This is a genomic window from Fibrobacter sp. UWB13 (assembly GCF_900177805.1).
GTDB lineage: Bacteria > Fibrobacterota > Fibrobacteria > Fibrobacterales > Fibrobacteraceae > Fibrobacter.
Genome location: NZ_FXAX01000004.1, coordinates 31,556 through 57,289, shown reverse-complemented (window position 1 = coordinate 57,289; position 25,734 = coordinate 31,556). Strand labels below are relative to the sequence as shown.

Genomic DNA, 25,734 nt, shown 5'->3' with positions numbered 1-25,734 from the left:
TATGTTCTAGTCCGCAAAACCGATGCGCGCCTGGAAGTGACATTGCGTCATGTCGTCGGCATTCGTCCCAAAAATATACGCGTGATGGTTCGTGTTCTTGAAACGCACGATGTTCACCTTGCCGCCGAGCGGGATCTGTGAAATGTAGTTTATCTGTATTGAACGGATCCTGCGGCTCTTGAGTTCCTGCGGGTCGAGCGAGTTTGTCACCCAGTCCACATAGCGGCAGTGGTTCACATGCTTGTTCATGTCCAAGTCACTATACTTTGCAATTTCTGTCGCTATAATTTGCGGGTCGACTTGCGGGTCCAAAATTTCCATCATTTCGGGGAGCGCGTTCTTGCCCTGAATGAGCGGAATCGGGTACGGTGCGTTGGCCGGGTTTTCTGCCTTGCCGGTCTTCATGTTCACCAAAAGCCACGAAGAAGTCGCCTGCGCGATGGAATGCCCCTGCGCATCGAGAATGGAATAATCTTTAAGACAAACTTTGTCCTTGATGATGTCCTTTGCCCACGTCGAGATGGAGAGCTTTTCGCCCCAGACCGGGTGGTGCAACAGGCGAATCTTCAGTCGCGTGATGACCGTGGTGTAGCCTGCCTTCATCATCTTCCATATCCCGAAGCCGTTCTGTTCGGCATCGGCGATGGCGGTTTCTTCCATGAACAAGAAGAGATTTGAAAGTTTGAGTCGGCTGTGGTGGTCGCAGTCCGAGAAACGCACTTCAAAATTTTTGGTAGTGACTTCCGGTTCCATGATATTCCTCACGTGGTTATGTGATTTTCGACATGCTTTCGCTGTACCCGAAAAAACACGGTATGATAATAATGTATAATTTTTCTTGTATGAACGATTCTCAATTTCGCCCTAGTTTTAAACAGCTTGACGCTTATCATTCTTTTAGTGGATCTATCCGTGTTCCGGGGTCCAAAAGCATTACCAATCGTGTGCTTTTGATTTCGGCCATTGCTAACGGGACAACTCGCTTGCACAACCTGCTGCGTAGCGACGATACCCGCTATATGGGCGAGGCTTTAAAACGTCTTGGCGTGAAGGTTGATTTTTCGGACGATTATACGGATGCTGTTGTTGAAGGTCATGGCAAGCCGTTTGATGCAGGCAATTTCCCGGTTGAGCTTTATCTCGGGAACGCCGGTACGGCGATGCGCTCCTTGACGGCCGCACTTTCGCTTGGCTGGGGCAAGTTCATTTTGCGCGGTGAAGAACGCATGGGCGAACGCCCGATCCGCGACTTGGTCGAGGCTCTCAGTACGCTTGGTGCCGACATCAAGTATTTGGAATCCGAAGGTTACCCGCCGGTCCGCATCAAGGCTGATGGTCTCAAGGGCGGCGATGTGAGCGTTCGTGGTAACATTTCGAGCCAGTACCTCACGGCCCTTTTGATTTGCGCTCCGTACTGCAAAACCCCGCTCCACATCCATGTGGAAGGCAAACTGATTTCTGCACCGTACATCGAACTCACGCTCGACGTGATGAAGTGCTTTGGCGTGAATGTGCGCCACAATGACCTGACGGATTTCTATGTGCCACAGGGCGTTTACCAGAGCCCCGGTGACTACTATGTAGAGAGCGATGCAAGCTCTGCCACTTATCCTCTTGCTGCAGCCGCTATTTCTGGCGGTGAAGTGAAGGTCTTGGGAATCAGTGAAGACAGTATTCAGGGCGATATTGCCTTTATCGATGTCCTGAAGCGCATGGGTGTTGATGTTACTCCGAGCGTTGAACCCAGTGGCGAAAAGTGCATTATCTGCAAGGGACCTAAGGATCGCCGCTTGCGCAGCCTTGGTGATTTTAGCGCTGTTGAAATTCCCGATGCCGCAATGACGCTTGCTGTGCTTGCCTTGTTTGCGGATGCTCCGACGACGATTCGCGGCATTGGTAGCTGGCGTGTGAAGGAAACCGACCGCATTGCTGCTATGGTTGCAGAACTCCGCAAGGTCGGTGCGACCGTTTCTTCTGACATGGATTCGATTACAATTGAACCGCCGAAGGAATTGCTGCCGGCGACGATTGAAACTTACAATGACCACCGCATGGCGATGTGCTTTAGCCTTGTCTCGCTCGGTGGCGTGCCCATCAAGATTCTCGACCCTGCGTGTGTGAACAAGACTTATCCCCATTTCTTTGAAGATTTCGGAAGACTCGCTCAATGATAAGCCTCGTCTCGAAGATTCTTGCCACAAGTTATGCACGGCTCGCGATCTGCGCTGGCCTCGTGTTTGGCGCTTTTGCTGCCCCCGCTGCGGCGGCGACTTCGGCAGATACGCTTTCGATTTGGGTCATGGACAATGGTCTTGGCTCGAAAAATGCGATGAAGCGCCTTGTGAAAAAGTTCTATCGAGAGACGGGAATCCCGGTCAAGCTGACATCGCTTAGCTGGGGTGAAGCGTTCAGAAAAATCACGTTCACGTTTGCCGACTCAAATGATGTCGCTCCTGATGTGATTCAGCTTGGTTCCACGTGGGTTCCGCATTTTGCAGCGGCAGGCACTATTCGCCCTATCGACAACATGATTTCGATCATTGATACAGCGCGATTCTTGGGCGAAGGGCTTCGCAGTTCCCATATTGCAGGCCGCCCTGAAACTTATGCGGTGCCTTGGTTTATCGATGTTCGCGGCTTTTTCGTCAACGAACGCATTTGGCGCGAACTCGGTTTAGACGATTCCGATTTTGAATCGTATGCGCATGTGCTTGGTGTCTTGAAGACGATTGCTAGTTCGGATTTGACGACAGAAGTAGGCGTCAAGGTGACGCCGTTTACGCTTCCAGGAAAAGATGACTGGGCGGGTCAGCAGTGCATGGCGCCGTTTGTCTGGAGCCATGGTGGAGATTTCGTAGTGCCCGCTGGCAAGGGTTATCGCAGCGCACTCCTGGATTCAAACACGCTTGTCGGGCTTGCACTTTATGCCAATATCATGGGCGATGCCCAGATGGCGCCTCATAGCTTGTTTGAAAACTCATCGGACAATGCCGAAGGCTTTGTGCGTTCGGAACGCGTAATCCACTATGGAACATCGGAACTGATCAAGCAGCTGGAATATCCGGAAGAAGCCGGTGGCCTTGCCAATTCTGCGATTGCAAAGGATGGCATCAAGGTCTTGGAACTCCCGGCGGGTCCGCATGGAAAATTCTCGTTCATGGGCGGTAGCCACTTGGCGCTTGGCAACAAGAAGGATACGTCCAAGTATGCGCTTGCCGAACAGTTGCTTGCTTACATGCTCCGAGCCGATAACATTGATGCTTTCTCGCGTCAGGTCGGGTTCTTGCCTGCGGACCGTAGCATTCTCCATATCTGGAATCGCGATTCGCGTTATTCCAAGCTTGTCGCAGAACTCGAGCACAGCCGTAGCTTCCCGAATATCCCGGAGTGGGGCGAAGTCGAAAAAATCCTGATCAATCTTTCGAACAACATGGGGGCATTGTTTAAAAATACGAAGCATCGTAAAAAACGCAGCGCCGCCCTTGCGCAGATGGTCTATGAAGCTAATGCCAAAATCAATGAGATTTTGAATTATCCCGATAGCTTGAATGGCTCTGAAAGGATGCACTGGGCTCAGCACATCTTTTTGCAGGATTATAGGGAAATTTATCCGAAAAGCTCTGCCAATATCATTGGTCGGAGTGAGCTCCCGTCGGCAGATGAATTTAAGAGCTGGCTTGTTTCTTCCAAATACTTGCTCGCCTCTCTTGGTGCCGGTTTTTTGGTGGTTTGCGTAATTGTCGCTTGCTTTAGAAGAAGAAAAAAGTGATTCTAGCCAATGAAAAAGTTGTTTAAAGTTACTTCTTTGCTGTTGCCTTTTTTGGCGTCGTCGTTGTTTGCTCACGTGAACGTGGCTTCCTATAAAAGTTACGTTGATTCGCTTTTGCCGGGATCGCGTTTTGGAATGTCGTTGCGCTCTGTCAAGATGGGCAAGGAAATCGGCAACGTGAATGGCAATGAGTTCTTCACGCCGGCAAGTACGCTCAAGACTTTGACAACGGCTGCCGCGATTCATTTTTTGCCTCTCGATTACGAACCGAAAACTGAAATGACTGTGCTTGGCGATGTCAATGCCAAAAGGCACACGCTGACGGGCTCGCTAAAAATCCGTGGCGAGGGCGACCCGAACATTTCGGCGAGATATTACGACGATCCTTTTTATGTCTTGAATAACATGGCGGATTCCATCCGTGCGATGGGCATTGACACGATTGTCGGGCGGATTGACTTGGATACGAGTTATTACACTGGTCCGTGGAAAGCCGAAAATTGGCGTAGAAACTTTTATGATTCCTGGTATGGGGCTGAAATTGGTCCGCTAGGTTTTAACGACAACTGCGTGACGATTCGTTTTTGGCCGGGATACTTCCGTGGCGATACGGCTGTCGTTTCGATACAGCCCGATGTGGGCTACGTCAAGGTTGTAAACAACTTAAAGACGGTTAAAGGCCTCAAGAAAAAGTGGGTGTATGCGATTGATCCGGACAAGTCTATCATTACGCTTGGCGGGACGATCGGCGAAGATATTGATTCTGCAAGTATGGTGCTCCCGATCCGCAATCCGATTGGATATTTCAGGGCAGCGTTCATGTACGCGCTTAAGAACCGTGGCGTTGTCTTTAAAGAAGATGCAACGATTGCTTCCAATACTGAACTGAAAAAGTTCTCGTATTCGGCGGCGCCTCTCTTGAGTATCCTTGACGAAATCAATCAGCGCAGCCAGAACTTCCATGCCGAAACTCTATTGAGAAATCTCGGGGCGCAAATTGCAGGCGAGGGCAGTGTTGAAGGCGGTCGCAAGGCGGAACGCAGGTTCCTCCAGGATATGGGCATTAAGCCGTCTGATTTTGATGTTTGGGATGGCAGTGGACTTTCCCCCGAAAATAAGGTCAAACCTTCGACTGTTGCAAGAATGTTGGCGAAGATGGCTCGTCATCCGAAACATGAATATTACATCAATAGTTTTGCAAGTCCAGGTGTAGGTTCTGGTGCTAAGCGTATGGTCGATTTTGAAGCCCCGTGGCTCACGCGATTCAAGACGGGCTATATTGCAGAAGTCCATGCATTGGTCGGCTACATCTACACGATGGATGGCGATACGCTTGCCGCAACGATGTACTTGAACGGCACGAATACCAATCCTGATTACAAGAGCAAGGATGTTCTTGATACACTTTGGATGCGCCTTATCAATTACACGAATAACAATAACAATTCGCTTTTGAAAATGAAAACGCTTTGGCTCGATGCCCAAGGCATAAGCGGGCTCAACAAGCGTTTGGACCACTTCTCCAGAATACTGATTGGGACGCCTTATAAGTTAGGCCCGATGGGCGAAGGCCATTTGGACACGGTGGAAGATAAGCCGCTAGTTTATCTGGACTCTGTCGATTGCGTGACGTACTTGGAACATGTTGTTGCCCTTGCGATGGCCAAGAGCGAAAAGTCTCTGTATCGCCAGTTGCAACGCCTCCGCTACAAAGGTGGCAAGGTGAGTTACCTCAATCGCAAACACTACCTGCTCGACGACTGGATTGGCGAAGGCAAGTATGCCAAGGTCATCCCGATGGAAAATGAAGTTTCTGTCGAACGCACGATGCCCAAGAGGGAATTCTTCAGCAACCATAACCTGAAATACACGGGCAAGGAAACGCCTGTCACTGTGCGCTACATGCCTTTGGACAAGGCGATTGAAATGGCGAAGAAAACGTACAAGGGTGCAATGAAGGTTCTTGGCGTGGGAATTGTCGGAACGTCGGACAAGATTGACCTTACGCACACGGGATTTGTAATTTTCAATCCGGGGCAAAAGCCGATACTGCGCCATGCGTCATCGCAAAGGAAGCTGGTTGTCGAAGTCCCGCTCGCCGAATACTTGCAGACCCGCAAAGTCCCCGGCGTCACGTTCTTCAAGTTTATACAGCACTAAAGCAGCGAATCTAGCGCGACGATGGCCACAAGGCTGTAGTCGCCTTTTTTGTCTTCTGGCGCGGTGGCTTCGTCGAATGCGTTGTTTTCGAAAATTGTCCAGGCGTCTGGTGCCCATCCGTAGGCGTTCATCGTGAGTTCATTGCCCATCGCAATTTCGGCGGCTTCGACCTCTTCCCACTTGATGTTCCCGGCGGGCGCCTTGTAGTAGCGCAACATGCCGATTGCATCCATCATTTCGGGATAGTTGTCCACAAGCTCGTAAACGCAGTCCTTGTAGCTCTTGCCGCTCACGCGCACGACTTCGAACGTTCTGTTGTCCTGAAGGAACTTGGAAAGGTCGCCGTGGTGCATCTCGATTTTGGCATTCTTGCCAAAGAATGTTGTGAGTTCGCGGAAAACGTCAGAATCTTCTTCGAGGAGCGGCGCAAGTCTCTTAATTTGCGATTTAATTTCTTCAGGCATAGCGTAAAGATAAGAAATTTGTATTTTACGGGAGCGCGCAAAAGTAAAACGCCTTGATTTGACCTCGTTTTTAGGGGTAAATTGTGGGCTAATTTTGGGCGTAAAGTTCGCTTTTTATGGTTGCTCTTACTATCTTTATGGCGAAAAAGGGCTCCAGGGAAGTACCTTGGGGAAACCGTTTCGGTTATCAAAGAAATAAAACGAAGGATTTATGGCAAATCGTGTTGTTATCGGCTCCCAGTGGGGCGACGAAGGAAAAGCCAAGGTTGTAGATTTCTTAACGCTCGATGCAGATATCATCGTGCGTTTCCAGGGCGGCGCTAATGCCGGTCACACTGTGGAAGTTGGCGACAAGAAGTTCGTCTTCCACCTTATTCCCTCGGGCATTATGCACCCGGACAAGATTTGCGTCATCGGTAACGGCGTCGTGCTCGATCCGATCCAGACTCTGAACGAAATTGCAGACCTCCACACGAAGGGCATCAACCCGGAAGGTCGTCTGTTCATCGCTAACAATGCACACGTCGTGCTCCCGTACCACTCCACCTTGGACAAGGCTAAGGAAAAGAAGGCTGGCAAGGCCGCTATCGGTACTACGGGTCGCGGTATCGGTCCGTGCTATAGCGATAAGGTGAACCGCATTGGTGTCCGCGTGGGCGACCTCATGGACGAACGCGAACTCCGTCCGCGTGTCGAAGCTATGGCTAAGGTCCACAACGAAGAATTCAAGGTGATGTACGATGTTCCGGAAATCGATCCGGAAGTGGTCATCAAGGACTATCTCGAACTCGGTCAGAAGATCAAGCCGTTCGTTGCCGACGTGAGCGAAATGCTCTACAAGGCTTTGAAGGAAAACAAGCGCCTCGTGTTCGAAGGTGCTCAGGGCACTATCCTCGACGTTGACCAGGGTACCTACCCGTTCGTGACCTCCAGCAACACGGTTGCCGGTTACGCTAGCTGCGGTGCAGGCATTGGTCCCACGGCTATCAACCAGGTTGTCGGTGTCGTCAAGGCTTACACGACCCGCGTGGGTAACGGTCCGTTCCCGACGGAACTTTTGGACGAAACGGGCGACACTCTCCGCAAGATCGGTAACGAATACGGTGCAACGACCGGTCGTAACCGCCGCTGTGGCTGGTTCGACGCTCCGGTGGTCCGTAAGGCTGCCATGGTGAATGGCCTCACGCACCTCGCTATCACCAAGCTCGACGTGCTCGACACGTTCGATACTATCAAGATTTGCACTCACTACGAATGCGATGGTGAAAAAATCGAAAACTTCCCGAACCAGCTTTCCAAGGTCGGACGTTGCGTGCCGGTTTACGAAGAAATGCCGGGTTGGAAGTGCGATACCACCAAGTGCCGCAAGCTCGAAGAATTGCCGGCTAACGCTCGCAAGTATCTCGACCGCATGGCTGAACTCGTTGGCGTGAAGATCGGTATGATCTCTATCGGTGCTAAGCGCGACCAGAGCATCGTCGTTGATCTCGACTAAAATAAAAAGGGGAAAATAGAATGGATACATCCACAGTTGATTTGTTGAAGGGCGTCGAGCTCTTCTCGGAATTGAACGAAGAACAGTTAGGGATGATTGCCAATCTGGTAATCGTCAAGAACTACAATCGTGATGAGACTGTGGTCCTGGAGGGTGACGATTCGGTACAAGCTCTGTACCTTATCGCCATGGGCTCCGTGCAAGTCTACATGACTGGCATCGATGGACGTGAAACCATTTTGTCTTTCCTTGAACGCGGGGACTTTTTCGGGGAAATGTCGCTGATTGACGGCGAACCCCGATCCGCCTCCGTCCGTACGGTGACTGATGCTAAAATGCTCGTCATCCACCGTGAATCTTTCTTAAGCCTTATCCGCAAGACTCCCGAAATCGCCATGGCGCTCATGAGCGAACTTTGCAAGAGACTTCGTAAGGCAAACAAGCAGATTGGCTCCTTGTCGACCATGTCTGTCTCTGGCCGTGTGGCAGGAACGCTCCTCAACTTGATGCAGGAACGCGGCGTCCGTATCCATACAGACAACGGAAACATGGTGACTGTTATTCACAATCGTCCGACGCAGCAGCAGCTTGCAGATATGTCCGGAACGACGCGTGAAACAGTGAGCCGTATTTGTTCTTTGCTGGTAAGGGCAAACGCCATTGCCATGACCGGCAAGGATATCGTCATCTTTGACGAAGATGCTCTTCAAGAAAAAGCTACTAAGGGTTAAACCCAAGAATTTGTTATGAATAAAATAAAGTCGCTTTGGAACAAGGTTAGGCAAACCGCCATTTTCAAGGCTTTCGTCATTTGGATTGTTGTTGTCATTGCGCTTGTCATTATGGTCGATAAGCTTTTGATGCCTGCATTTGCAGGTGCTTTCGCCAGTACGGGCACGGTGCCGAACCTTGAAGGTCTCTCGGAAAAAGCGGCTGAATCCGCACTGACTCAGGCGGGCTTTAAGGTCGAATGGATCAAGGAAGGCCGTTACAGTTCCCAGGTGCCGGCAGGCATGGTGCTTGTGCAGATGCCCAAAGCTGGCCGCACGGCAAAAATCGGCCGTACAGTGAGACTCACAAAGAGCCTCGGGCTTCGTAAGGTGATTATCCCTGATTTGCGCGGCAAGAGCCAGAAACAGGCGGATATCTCGCTTGTCCGAGCAGGCCTTGTCAACGGCGGTACAATCCAGGGCGCTCACCAGAGCATCCCGCGTGGTGCTGTGATCCGCACGATCCCGCTTGCTGGCGATACGGTTCGCGTGGGTGATACGGTGAAGGTCGTGATTTCGGCTGGCGCTACGACCGGTAGAGTTTTGCTCCCCAATTTTGAAGGCATCTTGATGGACGAAGTTTATCCGCAAATGGATAGGCTTGGTTTCAAGGTGGGTTCCGTAAAGCGTCAGAAGAGTGAAGATGGTGCACGTCCTGGTTCTGTTCTTGAAACGTCTCCGAAGTATGGGGACTATCTCAAGCCGGGTTCGCGCGTGAACTTTATTATTGCTGACTAGAGCAGTTTTGGGAGTCTTTAATGCGTCATGTTTTTTTGTCTTGGGTGCTTTCTTTGGGAATGGCGGCTTTGTGCGCCTGTAGCTCTGCACCTGCAAAAAAACAGAACGATGTTGCAGCCCCAACGCTTACGCCTGCTGATTCTGCCCTTATAAAAAAGGCTGTCGAGGCTAAAGTCGAAAAGCCCAAGGTCGAAGTGGACCTTGAAGCGGCTCATGAATTTTTCTTTCTTGCCAAAAACATGGAAATGCGTGGCGACCAGCGTCAGGCTGATTTCTTCTGGAAACAGGCTTACAAGGCAGATCCGACAAGCCGTTATTTGGGCTTTGGTGTGGCTGAACGCCTGGTGGCTGCGGGTGAAGATTCTTTAGCTCTTGTCGAAGCGCAAAAAGCATCTCAGCTCAAGGGCAAACGCACGGCTGCTCAGTATGCGTTGCTCGCTCGACTCTACGTCAAGACTGGTGAAGCTGATTCTTGCCGCAAGTATTTTGTGATGGGCTTGGATTCCTCGCACTATCAGGACATGGCTCTCCTTTATGACTACAGCCTGTTCCTCGAAGCGGTTCGTGACGAGAAGGAACTTGTCCGCGTTTATGATTTGCTCTTGCCGAAGGTCAATTACATTTCGACATTGTTCCAGCGCCAGCTTTCGCTCCTTTTGGATTTGGGTCGCGATTCTGCTGTTGTTGAACTTTTCGGTAAAGCTCACGATGCCACTGGCGATAAGCAGATGCTCTTGCAGAAAGTGCGCGGTCTCATGGCGATGAAGCGCTTCAAGGAAGCGGTTGCTGTTGTCGATACGCTCACGAGCGCAAAGCCCGAAGATGAAGAAATGACTATCATGGTGCTCCCCTCCTTGGCAGGGGATAGCGCATACGCTTTTGCACGGAAGAAATATTATGATGATGGCGTCAAGACGCCTGCGGTGCTTTGCTTTATCGGTCAGTATGAATACGATGTCGGCATGATGGATAGCGCAAAAGTCCATTTGCTTGCTTCTGTCGATAAATTGCAAGGACAGCCGAAATATGCAAACCGTGCGTTCCTTGGTCTTGTGAACATCTTTGCAAGCGAACTGAATTACGCCGAGGCTATCAAGTACGCCGAAAAGTCCGATTCTGTATCGAACGGCGATACGCGAATGTTGCTTGCTTCTGTGTATGCGCTTGCGGACAAGTTTGACAAGGCATTCCCTTTGCTCGATTCCCTCAAGAAATTCTGGGAAAACTGGAAACCGCTCCCCGGCGTTGTGGATTCCACGAATCTCGTGCAGCTGAAGAACGAAGCTCAGCTCAAGTATTTGCAGGTGCTCGACATCTATTCGAGAGCGCTTATCGGTGAAGCTCTGGACCTCGAAAAAGACTTGAAAGCCGATTCCGCTAAAAAGGCTCATGCCTTGGATAATCGCACACGTGCCGAAGCCATGCTCGAAACGTTCTTTGCAAAAGATTCCTCGTACAGCCGTGTTCGTCTTTCGATGGCGATGAACTTGGAACGCCTCAAGCGTTATGATGAATCTTTCCGCCAGTTTGAATTCTTGCTCAAGCTTAATGAATTTAGCCCGCGTGAAAGAGCATCGACGCTCAACTACTATGGTTATTCGCTTATTGAAATAAACCGCACGCCTGCTGAAGTCGAAAAGGGCTACAAGCTTGTGCTCGAAGCGCTTGCTCTTGAAAAAGACGGTGATTCTAAGGACGCCTACTTGGATTCCAAGGCTTGGGGGCTGTACCGCCTAGGTCGTTATGATGAAGCATATCAGGCGATGCAGCTGATCGATAGCAAGAAGATGAGCCGAGATGATGTTTTCTGGGAACACATGGCTGGAATTCAGGAAGCTCTTGGCTTGAAAAAGGAAGCTCGTAAGTCTTACAAGAGATTGCAGAAGCTCAATCCCAAACACCCTGCCGTGCTGAAGTTCTTTGGCAAAAAGAAGTAGGTTTTTATGACCTTGGCTAGATTCGGCGCCTTTTTGCGGGGACTCTTTTTACTTGCTCTGCTTACTTTGTTTTTAACGGGGTGTACTGGCGGCCGTCAGGCTGCGGCGAAAGTTACGGAGAGCGCCGAGGCTCCCGTTGATAGCTTGAAGGCTATTTTTTCGCTCACCATTTATGCACCAGACGGAAAGACTCAGGATTTGGATGCTGTGCTCTTTTCTGTTCCGAACAAACGCTATCGCATGGAACTCACAGGGTCCCTTGGCATTGGAGTAGCCTCGCTTTTGTGGCTTGAATCGGGCTGGCAGATGGTTTTCCCGACTGAAAAAATGTACATGAACGGCGCCGGTTACATGGTCGGGCTCATGACGGATCCGTCGCTCCCGCTTGTGCATATCCATCAGGTGGCAGGCCTCTTTGAAGGCCGCGTGATTCCCGAAGGTCTCGAAGAAATTTCCATGCGCGATTCCGCGAACTCTGATTCCGCTGTTATAAAAATTCACGAAGCCCGAGATGCCATGACTCGCCATTATATCTACGCCGAAAAAGATGGCGAAATTCTCTGGCTCGAAACGCTTGGCCGTGACGGCAAAACTGAACGCTTAAACATTGAAGAATATAAAGAGTTTTCCGGTGTGAAAACGCCTTCGAAAATTTCCTTTGTCCGTGAATCGGAACAATTCCTCGAACTCCGCGTAAAGCGCGTATCCCGTGGCAAATCGTTTGGCTCAGGAACCTGGCGCCTGAATATCCCGCGAAGCTTCCAGCGCATCGGCGGGTAGCCCAAATAATTGACTTTTTGTCATGTAGGCGAGCGCGCTTGCGTTGATAAACTTGGTTTAATATATTTTAAAACAGTTGCTTTTGTTTATCTAATTCTTGAAAACCGGTCCCGTCCAGGATCGGCTTTTTTGTAAATTATAATCATGAAGTTAAATGCCAAGTTTTTTGCATTGTTTTTAGGGGTCCTCTCGTTTGCATCTCTCGTGCAGGCGGCGGACACTCTCGAAGTCTTTGTGCTGCGTGTGCAGCTTAAGGAAGAGTCTCCGAACAACTCGCTCACGACGGGTACGGGGCTTTTTGATTCCGATACGGCGACGTTCGATTTGGATCCGTCGGGGAGCCGCGGAAAAATCCCGTACTGGAAAAAGCATTTGGATTTTGCGAACGCTTATTACAAAGCGGTAAGCGGTGGTGAGCTTGTCATCAAGTCGAGGGTGTTCCCCGAAGACGGCAAGGCATACAAGCTTGACAAGCCGATGATTGACTACAATCGCACTCAGAAGATGAAGGGCGAAAAGACGGCGGAGTACGATGAAGCCCGCAGTCGCGACTACTTGCAGTTCGTTTACGATGCCGTGATGGCTGCTCACAAGTCAGATGATTCCCCGTTCAATATTCCGCTTTCGAAAAACTCGAATACAAAACGCGCGTTCATGATTGCCCACGCAGGGGCTAGCCGCCTTGTGGATGGTGGTAGCATGGGCACAAAGGGCGCCAATACGCCGGGCGACTTCTTGGACATTTATATCTCGCAATCGGACTGGATTTATTTGCCCGATACGCTTTCGGGTGTCGTGATTGACAAGGTTGATTCCTTGAACAACGGCATTGTGTTGAAGGGCGCTGCGATTGACACGCTCAAGTCGATGATGGTGGTCAGTGAAACGGCTTCGCAGGATGGACTCAACTGGGGCATTAACGGTATTGTCGTGAACCAGATTGGTCGCGAACTCGGGATGCCGAACACGTACGACGTGATCAAGGGCATCTCCCGCTTGGGCTATTTCGATATGATGGACTTTGCAGGCTACAATGCGGGTAACGGATTCTTCCCGGTGCTGCCTGCGGCTTGGGAACGCGTTTACATGGGCTGGTCTAAGGTCAAGGAAGTGCGTCCGACGGCGGGCCATCCGGTGTCGGTTGATATTGCGGCGGCGGGTAGCGGTCTCGGTACAGAAATCGTGAAGGTCGCTCTGAGCGCAAACGAATACATCCTGATTGAAAATCGTCAGCGTTCCTGGAACAAGGACGGTATGGTCACTGTTTATCGTGGCGAAGCTGTGCAGAACGACGATGTCGATTCAATTTTGGTTTCTGTCGATAGCTTGCATCTCGTGTTTGAGGACAGTGTTTGCACCAAAGGCAAGTGCAAGCGCAATACAAAGAAGGCGAAGGGCTTGATTCTTGGCGTGAGCAGCTTTGATGCGGCGCTCCCGGCAAGTGGTATTGCCGTTTGGAAAGTCAATGACTGGTATTTGAGGCAGTCTCTCCAATATGGGACCGCTAATCTTTGGGGTGGTGAACAATATCGCGACCACCAATACGGTCTTTCTCTTGTAGAATCGGATGGCGTTCTGAGCATCGGCAAGACGTTCAAGAATGCGATTGGCGAAGATTCTTACGATTATGGTAGCGGCACGGATCTGCTCCCGCATTTGCGTTTTGCAAAGGATAAGAAGTTTGATACTGTCAAGACGATTCTCCCGACAGGCTATGCCAATACGGCTACGACGCAGGGCGGTCATACGGGCATCAAGATTACGGTAGATGTGCCAAAGAACGCTCGCATCGAAAAGACTTCGAATGCGTTTATGGGCGATAGCGTCAAGAGTTTTGCATCTCCGGTGATTCGCGTGACAATTAGCGTCGATGACGGCAGCATCGAAAATTCGAAGTTCCCGAAGAATGTTGGTCTTGCAAACGCTGTGCGCGGTGCGGTGTTCGTCAATTACGAAGATGATGAGACGGGCAAGGCGATTGTGTTTGCTTCCGAAGACGGAACGCTCCAGGCGATGAACGCCCTTGGCGATACGCTCTTCATGGCTGATACGGTGATGACGCAAACGTCGCTCACCCGCAATGAGGCTAAGAGCGAAATTCCGTTGTACCGCGTAGCTTCTGGCGATGGTCCGCTGGTCGGGATTGCAAGCGATGGTAATTATGTGTATAGCTTGCATGAACATGCTTTGATCCGCACGAAGTTCCTTACGGGAATGATCCCGCAGAGAGACGTGTTGAAGATTTCAGACAAGGCGATGGCAGGTCCGTTGGTTTATAATGGTAATGTCTGGTTTGTAACGGATTCCAAGCTTGCTTATGCTCGCGAAAACAAGGATGGCGTGTTTGGCAGTGGCGGAAGTTTTGATTTGTACAACGGGTTTAAGCCGCAGGATATGGCTGTGTGCAAGAACAAGGACGAGTCGGAAGACAACCTTGTTGTTGTTGGCGAAGATGGACGTTGGCTCTCGACGAATATAAAGGAACAGACTGGTAAATCGCCGAAGTCCATAGCTGTTGTTGGTAAGTCATTGCGCGAAGGTGAACATTTCAAGGTCGCTTGCACAGACTTGGATAGGGACGGAAAACTGGAACCGATTTTTGTCGGCAGCCGTGGACATGTCCGAGCGAATCTTCTGGATGGAGGGAACGAAATCTGGGCTCGCGAATACAAGCGTGGTTCCCGTGGTACAAGCGGTCTCAAGGACGAAACGTCTGGTATCGCTCTTGGCGACATCAATGGCGATGGCTATCCGGAAATTGTGTTCCTTGGCGATAACCTTGTTTACGCACTTGACCGCTTTGGCATCCCTATTGACGGATTCCCGGTAACGATTAATCGCGGCACGCCTATCGTCGGATTCCATAGCGACCCGATTCTTGTCGATGTTACGGGTGACAAGATTCCTGAAATTCTCGTGCCTTCAAGTGATGGCTTGGTGTACGCTTACACGGGCAAGGGCAAGCGCGTTTCTGAACGCTTCCCAATTGCAGCGGGCAGTTACGAAGCGATTGATTCGCTCTCGCAGCTTGTTCCGATGAGCATTTATGTGACCGATGCCGTGAAGGATTCCAAGGGTCCTGAGCTTTATGCATTCCACAGAAACAACGTGACGGCGTTCCGCCTGGATAAGGCTGCTAACGGTGCTGAAAAGGCTGCCGCTGCATGGGCGCTCCCGGCAGGTGGCAACGAACGTACGGGATTCTTCGATGCATCCAAGCTTGGCGATGTCAATGCTTCAAAGGCTAAAGACGAAATTACGGACTTCTTCATTTTCCCGAATCCAGTTCGCGGCGGTGATGCAAAGGTGCGTTTGGAACTCGGTGCAAAACCGCAGTCCATCAAGCTGGAACTGTACGATATCACGGGCTTGTGCGTGTTTAAGACGAACATCCCGGACGGTGTGGCGGGCAAGAATCAAGCCAATCTCGATTTGCGTAATCTTGGCAGTGACGTCTATACGGCTCGCTTAAAGGTCAAGTTCGAAAGTGGCAAGACGAAGCAGAAAATTTACCGCGTAGGTGTTGTCCGCTAGCGGAAACGTCGTGGATGAAAGGGGGCGTGACTATGAATCGTATACTTTATCTGTTGCTGCCGTTTGCTTTATTAACGCTTCATGCGTGTACAGCAAGCGGTGACCCCGTTGAAGGGAATGCCGAGTTCCCAAACGATGGCGGTAAAGCGTCTAGTTCCGATTCCAAGTCCTCGTCAAGTGCGGTGGAACCTGACGTTAACTCCGATATCTTTGGATTGTTTGATTGGGTGAAAATCCCTAAATCTTCTATTACCCGTGGCGTGAATTCCTTTGGCGTCAATGCATTCAGCATGGCGACAACCGAAGTGACCCAAAAGGTCTATAAATTTGTCATGGATGAACTGCCCAAACAGTCCAAGGAAGGCGATAAGCGTCCTGTTTCCAATGTGAACTGGTTCCATGCAGCACTTTTCTGCAATGCGTTCTCGAAACTTGCCGGGCTTGATACGGCTTACGTTTACAAGTCCGTTATCGGGGATTCAGTCTTAGTTGATTTGACTATTGATTACTCTGCAATTGCTGTTAGGCTCCCGACCGAAAACGAATGGGAAATTGCAGCCCGTGGTGGCACGACTACGACTTATTATTGGGATGTCGATGTTGCCTCCAAGTACGCCTATTATGGACAAACTTCCGGTCCTGACGAAGTGGCGAAAAAATTGCCGAATGAATTTGGTCTCTACGATATGGCAGGTAACGTTGCCGAATGGGTAAATGACTGGTATGACGCTTATCCTAAAAATAAAAGCGACAATTATGCGGGTCCGGAATCAGGCGATTATCGCATTGTGCGTGGTGGCGGCTGGTCGGACAAGGTAACCGTACTTGCTCCGAAGGAACGTGAAAAACATGACCCAGCTCTTTCCAAGGCTACCCTTGGCTTTAGACTGGTCTATTCTACCGGTTTTTAAAGTAACGTTCCTTTAGCCTTGTCTGAAATTTTTTAGATTATTGGCATGAAGTATGCCTATGTGCTAGCCGCAATGCTTTGCGGTCTTTTTGTGGGCTGTTCCGAAGAAAAGAAGGAACCGCTTCCTGATTTGCCTCCCGTAGAAATCCCTGCGGATGTTTTTGGCTTTTATTCAGGCCGTATGCCGTGCGATGACTGTAACCAGCGCGGTGTCGATATGGACTTGTTCAAGGATGGAACTGTCCAAGCCATTCAAATGACTTTGAAAGATTCTGTACAGGTCGATACGCTCCGTGGAACGTTCGTCTTTGCCGATAGCATTGTAAAGGTGAGCCTTTCGGATAATTCTATCCAATGGGCGTTCAAACGCGATAGGGTCGGAAACCTTGCCTTCATGAAATTGGGCGATGTTTATCGCGATGCCGATGGCATGAAAGCGGTGCTTGTTCGATTCTATAAAAAGATTAAGTGAGAGCGGGAGAATATGTTTACAGCATTAATTGCCGATGATGAACCGTTAGCTCGTGTACGCATGCGTTCCCTGCTCGAAGCGTATTCGGGCGAAATTGAAATTTTAGGCGAAGCCTCTTCTGGCACGCAGACTATCCAGAAAATTCATGAACTTGATCCGGATGTCGTTTTCTTGGATATCCAGATGCCCGACATGGATGCGTTCGAAGTCCTGAAGTCGCTTAATGAAGATGATATCCCGCTTATTGTCTTTACGACTGCTTACGACAATTTTGCACTCCGCGCTTACGAAGAGAACGTTGTCGATTACCTCTTGAAGCCGATTGACCCTGAACGTCTGCAGGCGACGATGGGCAAACTCCGCAAGCGCATGCCGCACGAAAATGGGCAAGGTGTCCCGGCGGATTTCTCGTGGGACAAGTTTAAGGAGTTGATGAGCTCGAGCGGGCTCTACATGCAGCGTTTGCAGGTCAAGCAGTCCGACCGCATTTTGCTCGTGAACATGGACGAAGTCATCCGTTTCCAGAGCGAAGAAAAATACACGACCGCTTACACGACTACAGCGCAGTACGTGATTGACCAGACGCTTGTGGAACTCGAAAAGCGACTCGATCCGCGTCAGTTTGTCCGTGTTCATCGTGCTCACTTGGTGGCAATCGACTATATCGCTGAAATTCGCAAGACCGATGCTGGCCGCCTGTGCGTTGTGCTGCGCGACAAGAACCGTACGCAGATTACCGTAAGCCGTAATTTCGTAAAAACCGTTAAGAGTTTGTAATTTGGAGTTTTGATGGAACAGACACCTCAAAAAAAATCAGCAAAAGTTTTTTTGAAATCTTTTACGCGTGAAGTTATTGTCCCTGTTGTCCTTGCGTTGATCGTTATCCAGTACGTCATTCAGGCGTTCCAGATTCCGAGTGGCTCCATGGAAGATTCTCTCAAGACGGGAGACTTCTTGCTGGGTCTCAAGTTCACTTATGGTTCCCCGATTCCATTCTCGAACCAGAAGTTCCCGGGATACGCCGAACCGAAACATGGCGATGTCGTCATCTTCCGCTATCCGGGCGAACCGGAATATCCCGATAACAATCCCAAGCGCTACACGCACTTGTTCAATGCCCTCATGCTGGGCAACTACTATTGGGACCATTCTCCTGAAAAGGATCAGCCGCACATTGTGCATTATGGCGATGGTCCGAAGGATTACATCAAGCGCTGTGTCGCTGTAAGCGGTGATACGGTTGCTGTTCATGGCGGTAAGCTCTTCTTGAACGGCAAGCGTCAGGATTCGCTCCCGGCATTCGGAAAGTGGACAGCCAGCATGCGCACGCTTTCGCCGCGTGATGAAGTCGAAGAATTTGTCGTGCCGTCCGTGGGCGATACGCTGTACGTCGATTCCCTCTCGATGGTGAAACTCTGGTGGCTGCGTTCGCTCGTGGCTCAGGAAAATCCGGATTCTTCCGTGCGTCTGGAACTTTCGCTTTTGCGCAATGGTCGTGAAAACAACAATTACGTTTTCAACGACTTTAAATTCCCGGTCGAAAATGACCGCGGCCTCTTGCTGAATGCGATGCTTTCGAGAAACCAGACTATGATCCAGCAGCGCCTTACGCTGGGCGATACGTTGTCCGGTGCGATGCCGTTCAGCTATTTCAGGGAACTCGCAAAGATTGGATTCTTGCCGATGATCGACCCGCACGATCCGAATTTGAACAGCGGCTTTACGCGCCCGGTCAGCTATGTGTCGTTTGAAGGCTCTATTCTCCAGGATCTCGAAGGCAACGTGAAACGCTTGAATGTGGTGGCGCCTGCCCAGGATTCTACAGACTCTACTGAAGTTGTCGAAAGCAATCATTTCGAAATCCAGCGCAATCTCTATATCGGTTCCGAAAAGATTGACCGCTATGTCGTGAAGTACCCGCAGTTCTTTATGATGGGCGACAACCGCGACAATTCCGCCGATAGCCGCTACTGGGGTGTAGTCTCGCTCCGCAACATCCGCGCAAAGGCTTTTGTCATCTACTTCTCGTTCGAAAATGATGACGCCAAGTTTGCTCTCGGTAACCCGCTCACTTGGTGGCGCATCCCGTTCCGCATCCGTTTCACTCGCATAGGCAAGATTATTGACTTGATCAAGTAAAGAAGCAAATGAAGTTTTCGAGTGTGGCATATTTCTTGGCGTCGTGCCTGATGATCGCTGCTTGTGCAACGCAAGTGGCTCCGACAGGCGGCCCCGAAGATAAGCTCCCGCCGCGTGTGGCTGGGGTTTTGCCTGCGCCAAAGACGGCGAACCACCCGAACGAACTTTATGTGAAACTGGAATTTGATGAATGGATTAATGCATCGATTCCGCGCGGTGCCATTACCATATCGCCTCCGATCGAAAAGAAGTTGCGCTACGAAGTTCATGGCAAGACGCTCGAAGTCTATTCACGTGCTGAACTCGATACGGGTACGACTTACACCGTGACATTTGCTGGTGGCATCAAGGACTTGCGCGGAAACGCTCTCGCAAAGCCTTTCCAGGTCGTGTTCTCGACGGGGGCTATAATCGACTCGCTCACGTTGAGTGGTCGCGTGATGGTAAGCGATTCCCTTGTCCGCAAAAAAGCTTACCCAAGTGTCGGGCTTTACTTGATGGGCTCCGAACGCGAATCCAAGCGCTATCTTGAAAAGTATCGCGATACGACTACGAAGGTGCTCGATTCTCTCCCGATGCTCACGAAGGAAGAACCGCTTTACCTCACGGCTGCGGATAGCATTGGTAGCTTCACGTTTACAGGTCTCAAGGCGGGGCGCTACCGCGTTGTCGCTTTTGTCGATGGCAACGGCAATCATAAAATTGAACCGTCGTCGGAACTTGCAGGCGTCTGGGTCTCGGACTTGGTTCTTACAGAATCGACTTCGGACACGCTGTGGATAGCTCTTGCCGACCAGGATACGTCGCTTTTGGAAATGGGAACGCTCTCGCAGCCGAATGCCAATATTCTTGAAGCGAACTTTACGCGCCATGTGTATTTTGATTCCGTTTTTGCAGACACATCTAACTGTTACATGACTTCGGCAAATGGCGACACGCTTTACCCGCGATTTGTGTATCTCGGAACTTCAAGTGCACCGCGATTCTATTTTGACCCGAAGCCGAAAGATGAGGTCTTGTACAAGTTCCTTTGCCGTAGCGGTAAGGATTCCTTGAACCGCGCTTTGGATACTGCCCGTAACTACGCCGAAATTGAATGGAAAGAAATGGAAGGCGATACGCTTGCTCCGTCTATCCAGACGGTTAAGATTACAGGCAAGGCGAAAAAGGCTTTCCCGGATGATTCGCTTATCGTGATTTACAACAAGCCTGTGCTCGATTCCTTGAAGGACTTGTTCTTTATTGTCGAGAACAAGGATACGACTCAAGTGGAAGTGAAAAAGCTGGACCCGATCCGCTATGTTGTCCAGCGTAGTGAACGTTGGCCGACCGATTCCAAGTTCAGCTTGTTGCGCGGCTATGCCGATACGACGCTTGCTAAAGCCGATAGCAATGGCGTCCGTGATACGGTGATCCAGACAAAGTACCAGAGCAAGCTTGTGTTTGAAACTATTTCCAAGTTAAAATTTGCTTCGATGGTGGGGAGAATCCCTGGCGCAAAAAGTGGTGCCATAGTTCGCCTCAAGTCTGCAGAGACAGGGAAGTTTGAATATGCAAAGTGCTCCGCTCATGGGGCGTTTGCCTTTAACGATCTCGTTGAGGGCGATTACATTATTGACTATTATTATGCAGAGGAAGGCTCGGATTTGCCAAGTGGCGGTTCCTTGCAGCCTTTCAAATACGGATCTGCATGGCGCGCTCCGCTTGATACGTTAAAGATCAAGAGTGGACCAAACGATTTAGATCAACTGATGCCGAACCTTCCGGCATTGCCTTAAAGGATGGATTAAGATGGTAAAGATTCCAGCATTTGTAGCGCTTGACTTGGAAACGACAGGCCTCGATTTTGAAAAAGACGAAATAATCGAGGTCGCGCTTGTTCGCTTTGAAAATGGCGAACCGAAGGAAAATCTCGATTTTCTAGTGAAGCCGTCTTCTGCAGAGCTTCGCCCCTTTATCGAAACGCTCACTGGAATCAACAAGGCCGACTTGGAAAGTGCTTCGGATTTTGCAACGATTGCAGGTCAGATTTGCTCTTTCGTCGGTGACCTCCCGATTGTCGCGCACAACGCTGTTTTCGATTCCAAGTTCTTGAAGCAGACTTTTACGAAGGTCGGAATTTCTTACGATTCTCACGTGTTCTGGGATTCACTCACGCTTTCGCGCATTGCGTTCCAGGATGTGCCGAACCATCGCCTCGATACGCTCGTGCAGGAACTGAACATTGAACGTAGCCGCGCTCACCGCGCCTTGCCCGATGCCGATGCTTGTGGACGCTTGTTTGTGAAGGCTCTCGAAAAGATTTCTACGATGGATCCGTGGATTTACGATGCCCTTTCTAAAGTGGCGAAGGGTTCTGGCTACGAAACGCTTTTCACTTCGAACGTCGAAAAGCTTTCTCCTCCGAAGTACAAGTTGCCTACAGCCCCTGCTTTGGAAGCTTTGCCCAAATCCAGGGCTCCGCGTGTAAGCGAATTCTTCAAGGAAGGTGGTTTTATCTCGTTTGTCGTCGATGATTACAAGCCGCGCCACAACCAGCAGGATTTTGCCTCGGTCATGGAACGCAACATGTACAAGGGCGGCCTCTGTGTGCTCGAAGCTCCGACCGGTTCCGGAAAGACTCTGTCTTACCTCATTACCGCAGCAAACAAGGCTATCACGGGTGAACGCGTGCTTATCAGTACGGCAACGCGCACCTTGCAGGAACAGCTCTGGACCGAAGCCATCCCGCAGATTGCAAAGATTTACAATGGCGAACTTCGCCCGGCAATTTTAAAGGGCCGCGACAACTACCTTTGCCTCCGCAAGTTCGAAGAACTGCTGATGCACCCGCAAACGCTCCTCTCCGCCGAAGAACGCGATTCCTTTATGGCGCTTATCCCGTGGGTACTTACGACCGAAACGGGCGACATCAACGAATGCAATTCCTTTAGCCAGAGCCGCAATCGTGTGCTTTGGTCCAAGCTTTCGTGCAGCGCCTCTTGCTGCAACGGCGAAAACCACTCGCACCACGAAAACTGCCCGGCGCTCATTGCAAAGCGCAAGGCTATGAATGCAAACATGGTGCTTGTGAACCATTCGCTCTTCCTTTCGGATTTGCAACTCGACTTTGCTTTGCTCCCATCTTACGAACACATCGTCTTTGACGAAGCCCACCGCTTGCCCGAAATCAGCAATCAGGTGTTTGGCCGTTCTATCTCGTTCTTCGGATTCAGAAATATCGCGAAGACGCTGGAACCGTCCAAGGCGGGTGGCGACGGTCTCATTGCAGAAATCGCAAGCCGTATCCCGGCAGAACAGCCGGAACTCCACGAACTCTGCGACAAACTCTCCGAAGCTTTGGGCGAAGCCGAAAAGGCTCTGCACCGCTTCTTCATGAAAATCGGCAAGAAGCTTGCCAAGCAGAAGAATGGCCGTAGCGGATTTACGTACACGAACAGCATCCTCGCTGAATACGAAGCAGATCCGGCAACGTTCCTCGAGCAGTACAATAATGCTCGTGGCTTTGCTGAAAAGCTCGTCGCTGCCGCTGCAAACATCGATTCTCTCAAGGGTATCGTGAGCGATCTCGATAGCCGCATGACTGAAATCAGCCACTTCATTTCGGACTTTGATTTTGTCACAAAGGCGGGCCGTAACGATTGGGTCTTCTACATGGAAGAACCGTTCAACCCGCATACCATCAAGCTGCATGCAATCCCGCTCCACTCCGGTAACGTCTGGAGAGAAAAATTCTATCCGTGGATCAAGTCTGCAACGTTTACATCGGCAACGCTTTCTGTGCAGGCCGACCTCACGTACTTCTTGCAGAAAATGGGCATGGACAATTTGCGCTTGGGCAAACAGCCGTTCGTGCGCGTTTATACGGAACAGTCCGACGTGAACGAACGCCGCTCCGTGATGGTCGCAAAGTTCCTCCCGAAGCCTTCGGCTCCGGAATTTGGTGATGCCTTGAACGAAACGCTTTTGAAGGTGCTCCCGAATGTCGAAGAAAACACGATGGTGCTCTTCACAAGTGTCGCAACGATGATGAAGGCTCAAGCTGTGCTTGCCCCGGCATTTGCCGAACGCAACAAGCTTTTGCTCTGCCAGCATGTCGATGGCTCGCTTGATGGCCTTGTCGCGATGTTCCGCAAGGAACGCGGCGCTTGCTTGCTTGGCTGTCAGAGCCTCTGGGAAGGCGTGGACTTCCCGGGTGATGCGCTCAAGCTGCTCGTCATTACGAAGCTCCCGTTCCCGAACCCGAGCGATCCGCTTGTCGCCGGTCTCACGAACGAGATGAAGGCGGCAAACAAGAACTTCTTTAAGGATTACTTTATCCCGGAAGCCTACATCGAACTCCGTCAGGGCATGGGTCGCCTCTTGCGCTCTGATTCCGATTCTGGCAAGGTCCTCATCCTGGACAACCGCGTTGTCCTCGAACGCTACGGCAAGACCTTCGCCCGCATCTGGAATTTCAAGAACCGCATCGCAGGCTCCGTCTCCGACATCGAACGCTTCGTGAAGTAACCCCCGCGCATTGTCACCCCGGACTTAGTCATGCCCGCCACCGGCGGGCATTTCTCATACCTGTTCACGTGAGTAGTCCCTTAACTAACGGACCGTTTTTTATTATATTTGGCTTCCTATTTTAAGGTGCATAATGTTTGATTTAAGTGCTTTTTTTGATGGAATGTCCAAGCCCTTGCTTCGTAACGCCCATGCTAAGGCGTTCGGCAAAAAGGGCCTTTTAAACAATGCTCTCATCCAGTCCGAAACGCTCTCTTACTATTCCGACAAGGAACGCGTTGCGGGACTCGTTTCCAAGATGGAATTGTGGCAGCGTCGCTGCCTGAACTTGATTTATAATAGCGGCTCCAGAGGCCTTGCGTTTAATGAACTTCGACTGACGGTTCCTGTGAGCAAGAACCGCGAACTTCAGACGTTCCTCCTCACGATGTGCCGTGAATACGTGCTTTACCGCTCCTTCGTGGGTGGCACCCCGATTTACATGGGCTTTAGCGATTTTATCGGTTGCTTTGACATCAAGCCCGAAGGCGAAATCGACACGACGTCTCCGCTGATTTCTTATCAGAACCTTTTGGACTGGCATATTTGCGTCGTGCTCGCGAACGCAAAAAAGAAGCAGCTCCGCATCAACACGAACGGAACGCTCCATCGCCGTGGCCGCCAGATCTGTGCCGAAGTGTTTACCGCTTCCCGCCACGCTTCTGAAAAGGCTTGCGAACAGGAAATCTCGCTCATCTTCAGTTTCCTCGTGCAGAACGGATGGCTCGAACGCGAAAACACCTTCTTGCTCCCGTCCGCATCCGCTATTGACTTTATCCACAAGAACGGTTTCCGTCTCCATCAAGACGTGATTTCCTGGTGGATCAAGGAACGTTTCCATGGCGACCGCGACCTTTGCGCCCGCTTGCTTACTAGCATTGGCGAAGGCCTCTCCGCTGCTGACGCCGCACAGCTCTTTTGGGTGATGGATCCGTCCTACCGCTTGCAAGAAAAGAACAAGGTGCTGCCGTGGGAATTCCTGCCGCGTCCGCTTTGCGAACTCTGGATTTTGGGCCTTGTCGATTTCCGCATGGCTCAAGGCAAGGTGACTGCCGTTGTCGTGAGCAAGTCCGGCAAGGACTGGCTCGAAACTTCTATCGCTTCGATTCCTGAAGCAAACCTCACTGCACTCCCGAACTTTGACTTGGTCGTCTCGACCGGCATGGCTCCGCGTGTGCTCTATTCCCTCGCATGCTTGGCGAAAGTCAAGAACGACGAAACGTTCCTCTGCTTCACGCTCGAAAAAGAAACATACGTCGCGGGCCTCAAGAGCGGTTTCCCGGAATCCGAAGTTGAAAATCTCCGCAGCTGGCTTAAGCCGCCTGAGAACGTCTCTTCGACACTTGCTGAATGGAACGCTTCGTTCTACGGCGCTAAGGTTCGCACCGCCCGACTCCTCAAGGTCGAAAGCAAGGAAGTCCTTAGCGAACTTTCCCGCTTCCCGCAGTTCATGGAATGCACCGAGGAATACATCCCGGGGTACGGCTTCATTTTGAATCCGGAGCTGGAATCCCGTGCTTTCGAAATTCTCGAAAACTATGGCTTCTTCCCGTATGCTGGCGAATCAACCGAAAACCGCACGCCTGCCGCTCAAGAAGAATGGAAGGCTGAATTCTCGATTGCATGGCCTGAAGCAAAGAAGATTGACTACGAATTGCGCGACGAGGCTGACGAAGCTTCTGCCCAGGCGACGATGGATTCTACCAAGTACGGTAGTGTTTATCAGAAGTTGAGCACATTTGACCTCGTGAAGGTCCTCCGTTACGCAAAGACTGTTGGCACTCCGCTTGCCGCCAAGATCATGGACAAGACCAAGCGAAACGCAAAGCTCGAAGAAAAGATGTTCTACGTGCATGCGCTCCACCTCGCGAAATCCCCGTCGATGGTCGAAATCCAGGAAAGTGGCAAGGAAGAAAAGTTCTCGCTCGACCTTTCGTTTATTCAAGAAATCAAGGTCTTGAGCAAAAAGGCCGCCGCCCCGCAAGGGTAAGCGCTTGTTTTGCCGTTCGGCTCTTTTG

The 25,734-nt window shown here is 50.8% G+C and carries 18 protein-coding genes; 16 read left to right on the top strand and 2 right to left on the bottom strand.

Going from position 1 to position 25,734, the window contains the following annotated elements; genetic code table 11:
• Positions 1-6: 6 nt before the first annotated feature.
• Positions 7-753 (bottom strand): acyl-[acyl-carrier-protein] thioesterase, encoded by a 747-nt coding sequence (locus tag B9Y77_RS13850; protein ID WP_085492068.1) that lies wholly within the window; start codon positions 751-753, stop codon positions 7-9.
• Between the two features lie 89 nt (positions 754-842).
• Here B9Y77_RS13850 and aroA point away from each other — a divergent pair, with 89 nt between their 5' ends.
• From aroA to dacB, 3 genes are read left to right on the top strand one after another with little or no spacing between them, the layout of a single operon-like run.
• Entirely contained in the window at positions 843-2,171 is a 1,329-nt protein-coding gene (gene aroA, locus B9Y77_RS13845) for a 3-phosphoshikimate 1-carboxyvinyltransferase (protein WP_085492067.1), read from the top strand.
• A complete protein-coding gene (locus tag B9Y77_RS13840; protein WP_085492066.1) occupies positions 2,168-3,769 on the top strand; it encodes an extracellular solute-binding protein in 1,602 nt (533 codons plus the stop codon). The genes aroA and B9Y77_RS13840 overlap by 4 nt, the downstream gene beginning before the upstream one ends.
• 9 nt (positions 3,770-3,778) lie before the next feature.
• The gene (dacB, locus tag B9Y77_RS13835) at positions 3,779-5,929 is read left to right on the top strand and encodes a D-alanyl-D-alanine carboxypeptidase/D-alanyl-D-alanine endopeptidase (protein ID WP_085492065.1); all 2,151 of its coding nucleotides are present in this window, start codon (positions 3,779-3,781) and stop codon (positions 5,927-5,929) included.
• Here dacB and B9Y77_RS13830 read toward each other — a convergent pair.
• Positions 5,926-6,393, bottom strand: coding sequence for a hypothetical protein (locus B9Y77_RS13830; RefSeq protein WP_085492064.1), 468 nt, complete (start codon positions 6,391-6,393; stop codon positions 5,926-5,928). The genes dacB and B9Y77_RS13830 overlap by 4 nt on opposite strands.
• A gap of 211 nt (positions 6,394-6,604) precedes the next feature.
• Here B9Y77_RS13830 and B9Y77_RS13825 point away from each other — a divergent pair, with 211 nt between their 5' ends.
• From B9Y77_RS13825 to B9Y77_RS13765, 13 genes are all read left to right on the top strand, one after another.
• Positions 6,605-7,888 carry an adenylosuccinate synthase gene (locus tag B9Y77_RS13825; protein WP_072829615.1) on the top strand — a complete coding sequence of 428 codons (1,284 nt, stop codon included), beginning with the start codon at positions 6,605-6,607 and terminating at the stop codon, positions 7,886-7,888.
• A 20-nt stretch (positions 7,889-7,908) separates the two neighbouring features.
• Positions 7,909-8,619 carry a Crp/Fnr family transcriptional regulator gene (locus B9Y77_RS13820; RefSeq protein ID WP_085492063.1) on the top strand — a complete coding sequence of 237 codons (711 nt, stop codon included), beginning with the start codon at positions 7,909-7,911 and terminating at the stop codon, positions 8,617-8,619.
• Positions 8,620-8,634: 15 nt separating this feature from the next.
• Positions 8,635-9,396, top strand: a complete 762-nt coding sequence (locus B9Y77_RS13815) for a PASTA domain-containing protein (protein WP_085492062.1) — start codon at positions 8,635-8,637, stop codon at positions 9,394-9,396.
• Positions 9,397-9,416: 20 nt separating this feature from the next.
• Positions 9,417-11,333, top strand: coding sequence for a tetratricopeptide repeat protein (locus B9Y77_RS13810; protein ID WP_085492061.1), 1,917 nt, complete (start codon positions 9,417-9,419; stop codon positions 11,331-11,333).
• Positions 11,334-11,339: 6 nt separating this feature from the next.
• Complete coding sequence (locus B9Y77_RS13805) at positions 11,340-12,113, top strand: hypothetical protein (RefSeq protein WP_085492060.1); 774 nt, start codon at positions 11,340-11,342, stop codon at positions 12,111-12,113.
• Between the two features lie 144 nt (positions 12,114-12,257).
• Positions 12,258-15,647 (top strand): hypothetical protein, encoded by a 3,390-nt coding sequence (locus B9Y77_RS13800; protein ID WP_085492059.1) that lies wholly within the window; start codon positions 12,258-12,260, stop codon positions 15,645-15,647.
• 32 nt (positions 15,648-15,679) lie between these two features.
• The gene (locus B9Y77_RS13795; protein WP_139829329.1) at positions 15,680-16,558 is read left to right on the top strand and encodes a formylglycine-generating enzyme family protein; all 879 of its coding nucleotides are present in this window, start codon (positions 15,680-15,682) and stop codon (positions 16,556-16,558) included.
• Between the two features lie 45 nt (positions 16,559-16,603).
• On the top strand, positions 16,604-17,029 hold the full coding sequence (locus B9Y77_RS13790; RefSeq protein WP_085492057.1) for a copper resistance protein NlpE N-terminal domain-containing protein: 426 nt from the start codon (positions 16,604-16,606) through the stop codon (positions 17,027-17,029).
• Positions 17,030-17,041: 12 nt separating this feature from the next.
• Complete coding sequence (locus B9Y77_RS13785) at positions 17,042-17,806, top strand: LytR/AlgR family response regulator transcription factor (protein ID WP_073425390.1); 765 nt, start codon at positions 17,042-17,044, stop codon at positions 17,804-17,806.
• A 51-nt stretch (positions 17,807-17,857) separates the two neighbouring features.
• Positions 17,858-19,168 (top strand): signal peptidase I, encoded by a 1,311-nt coding sequence (gene lepB, locus B9Y77_RS13780; RefSeq protein ID WP_244536649.1) that lies wholly within the window; start codon positions 17,858-17,860, stop codon positions 19,166-19,168.
• Positions 19,169-19,176: 8 nt separating this feature from the next.
• Entirely contained in the window at positions 19,177-20,946 is a 1,770-nt protein-coding gene (locus B9Y77_RS13775; protein ID WP_085492056.1) for an Ig-like domain-containing domain, read from the top strand.
• A gap of 13 nt (positions 20,947-20,959) precedes the next feature.
• On the top strand, positions 20,960-23,677 hold the full coding sequence (locus tag B9Y77_RS13770; protein WP_085492055.1) for a helicase C-terminal domain-containing protein: 2,718 nt from the start codon (positions 20,960-20,962) through the stop codon (positions 23,675-23,677).
• A 133-nt stretch (positions 23,678-23,810) separates the two neighbouring features.
• Positions 23,811-25,706 (top strand): hypothetical protein, encoded by a 1,896-nt coding sequence (locus tag B9Y77_RS13765; protein WP_085492054.1) that lies wholly within the window; start codon positions 23,811-23,813, stop codon positions 25,704-25,706.
• The last annotated feature ends 28 nt before the right edge of the window (positions 25,707-25,734 follow it).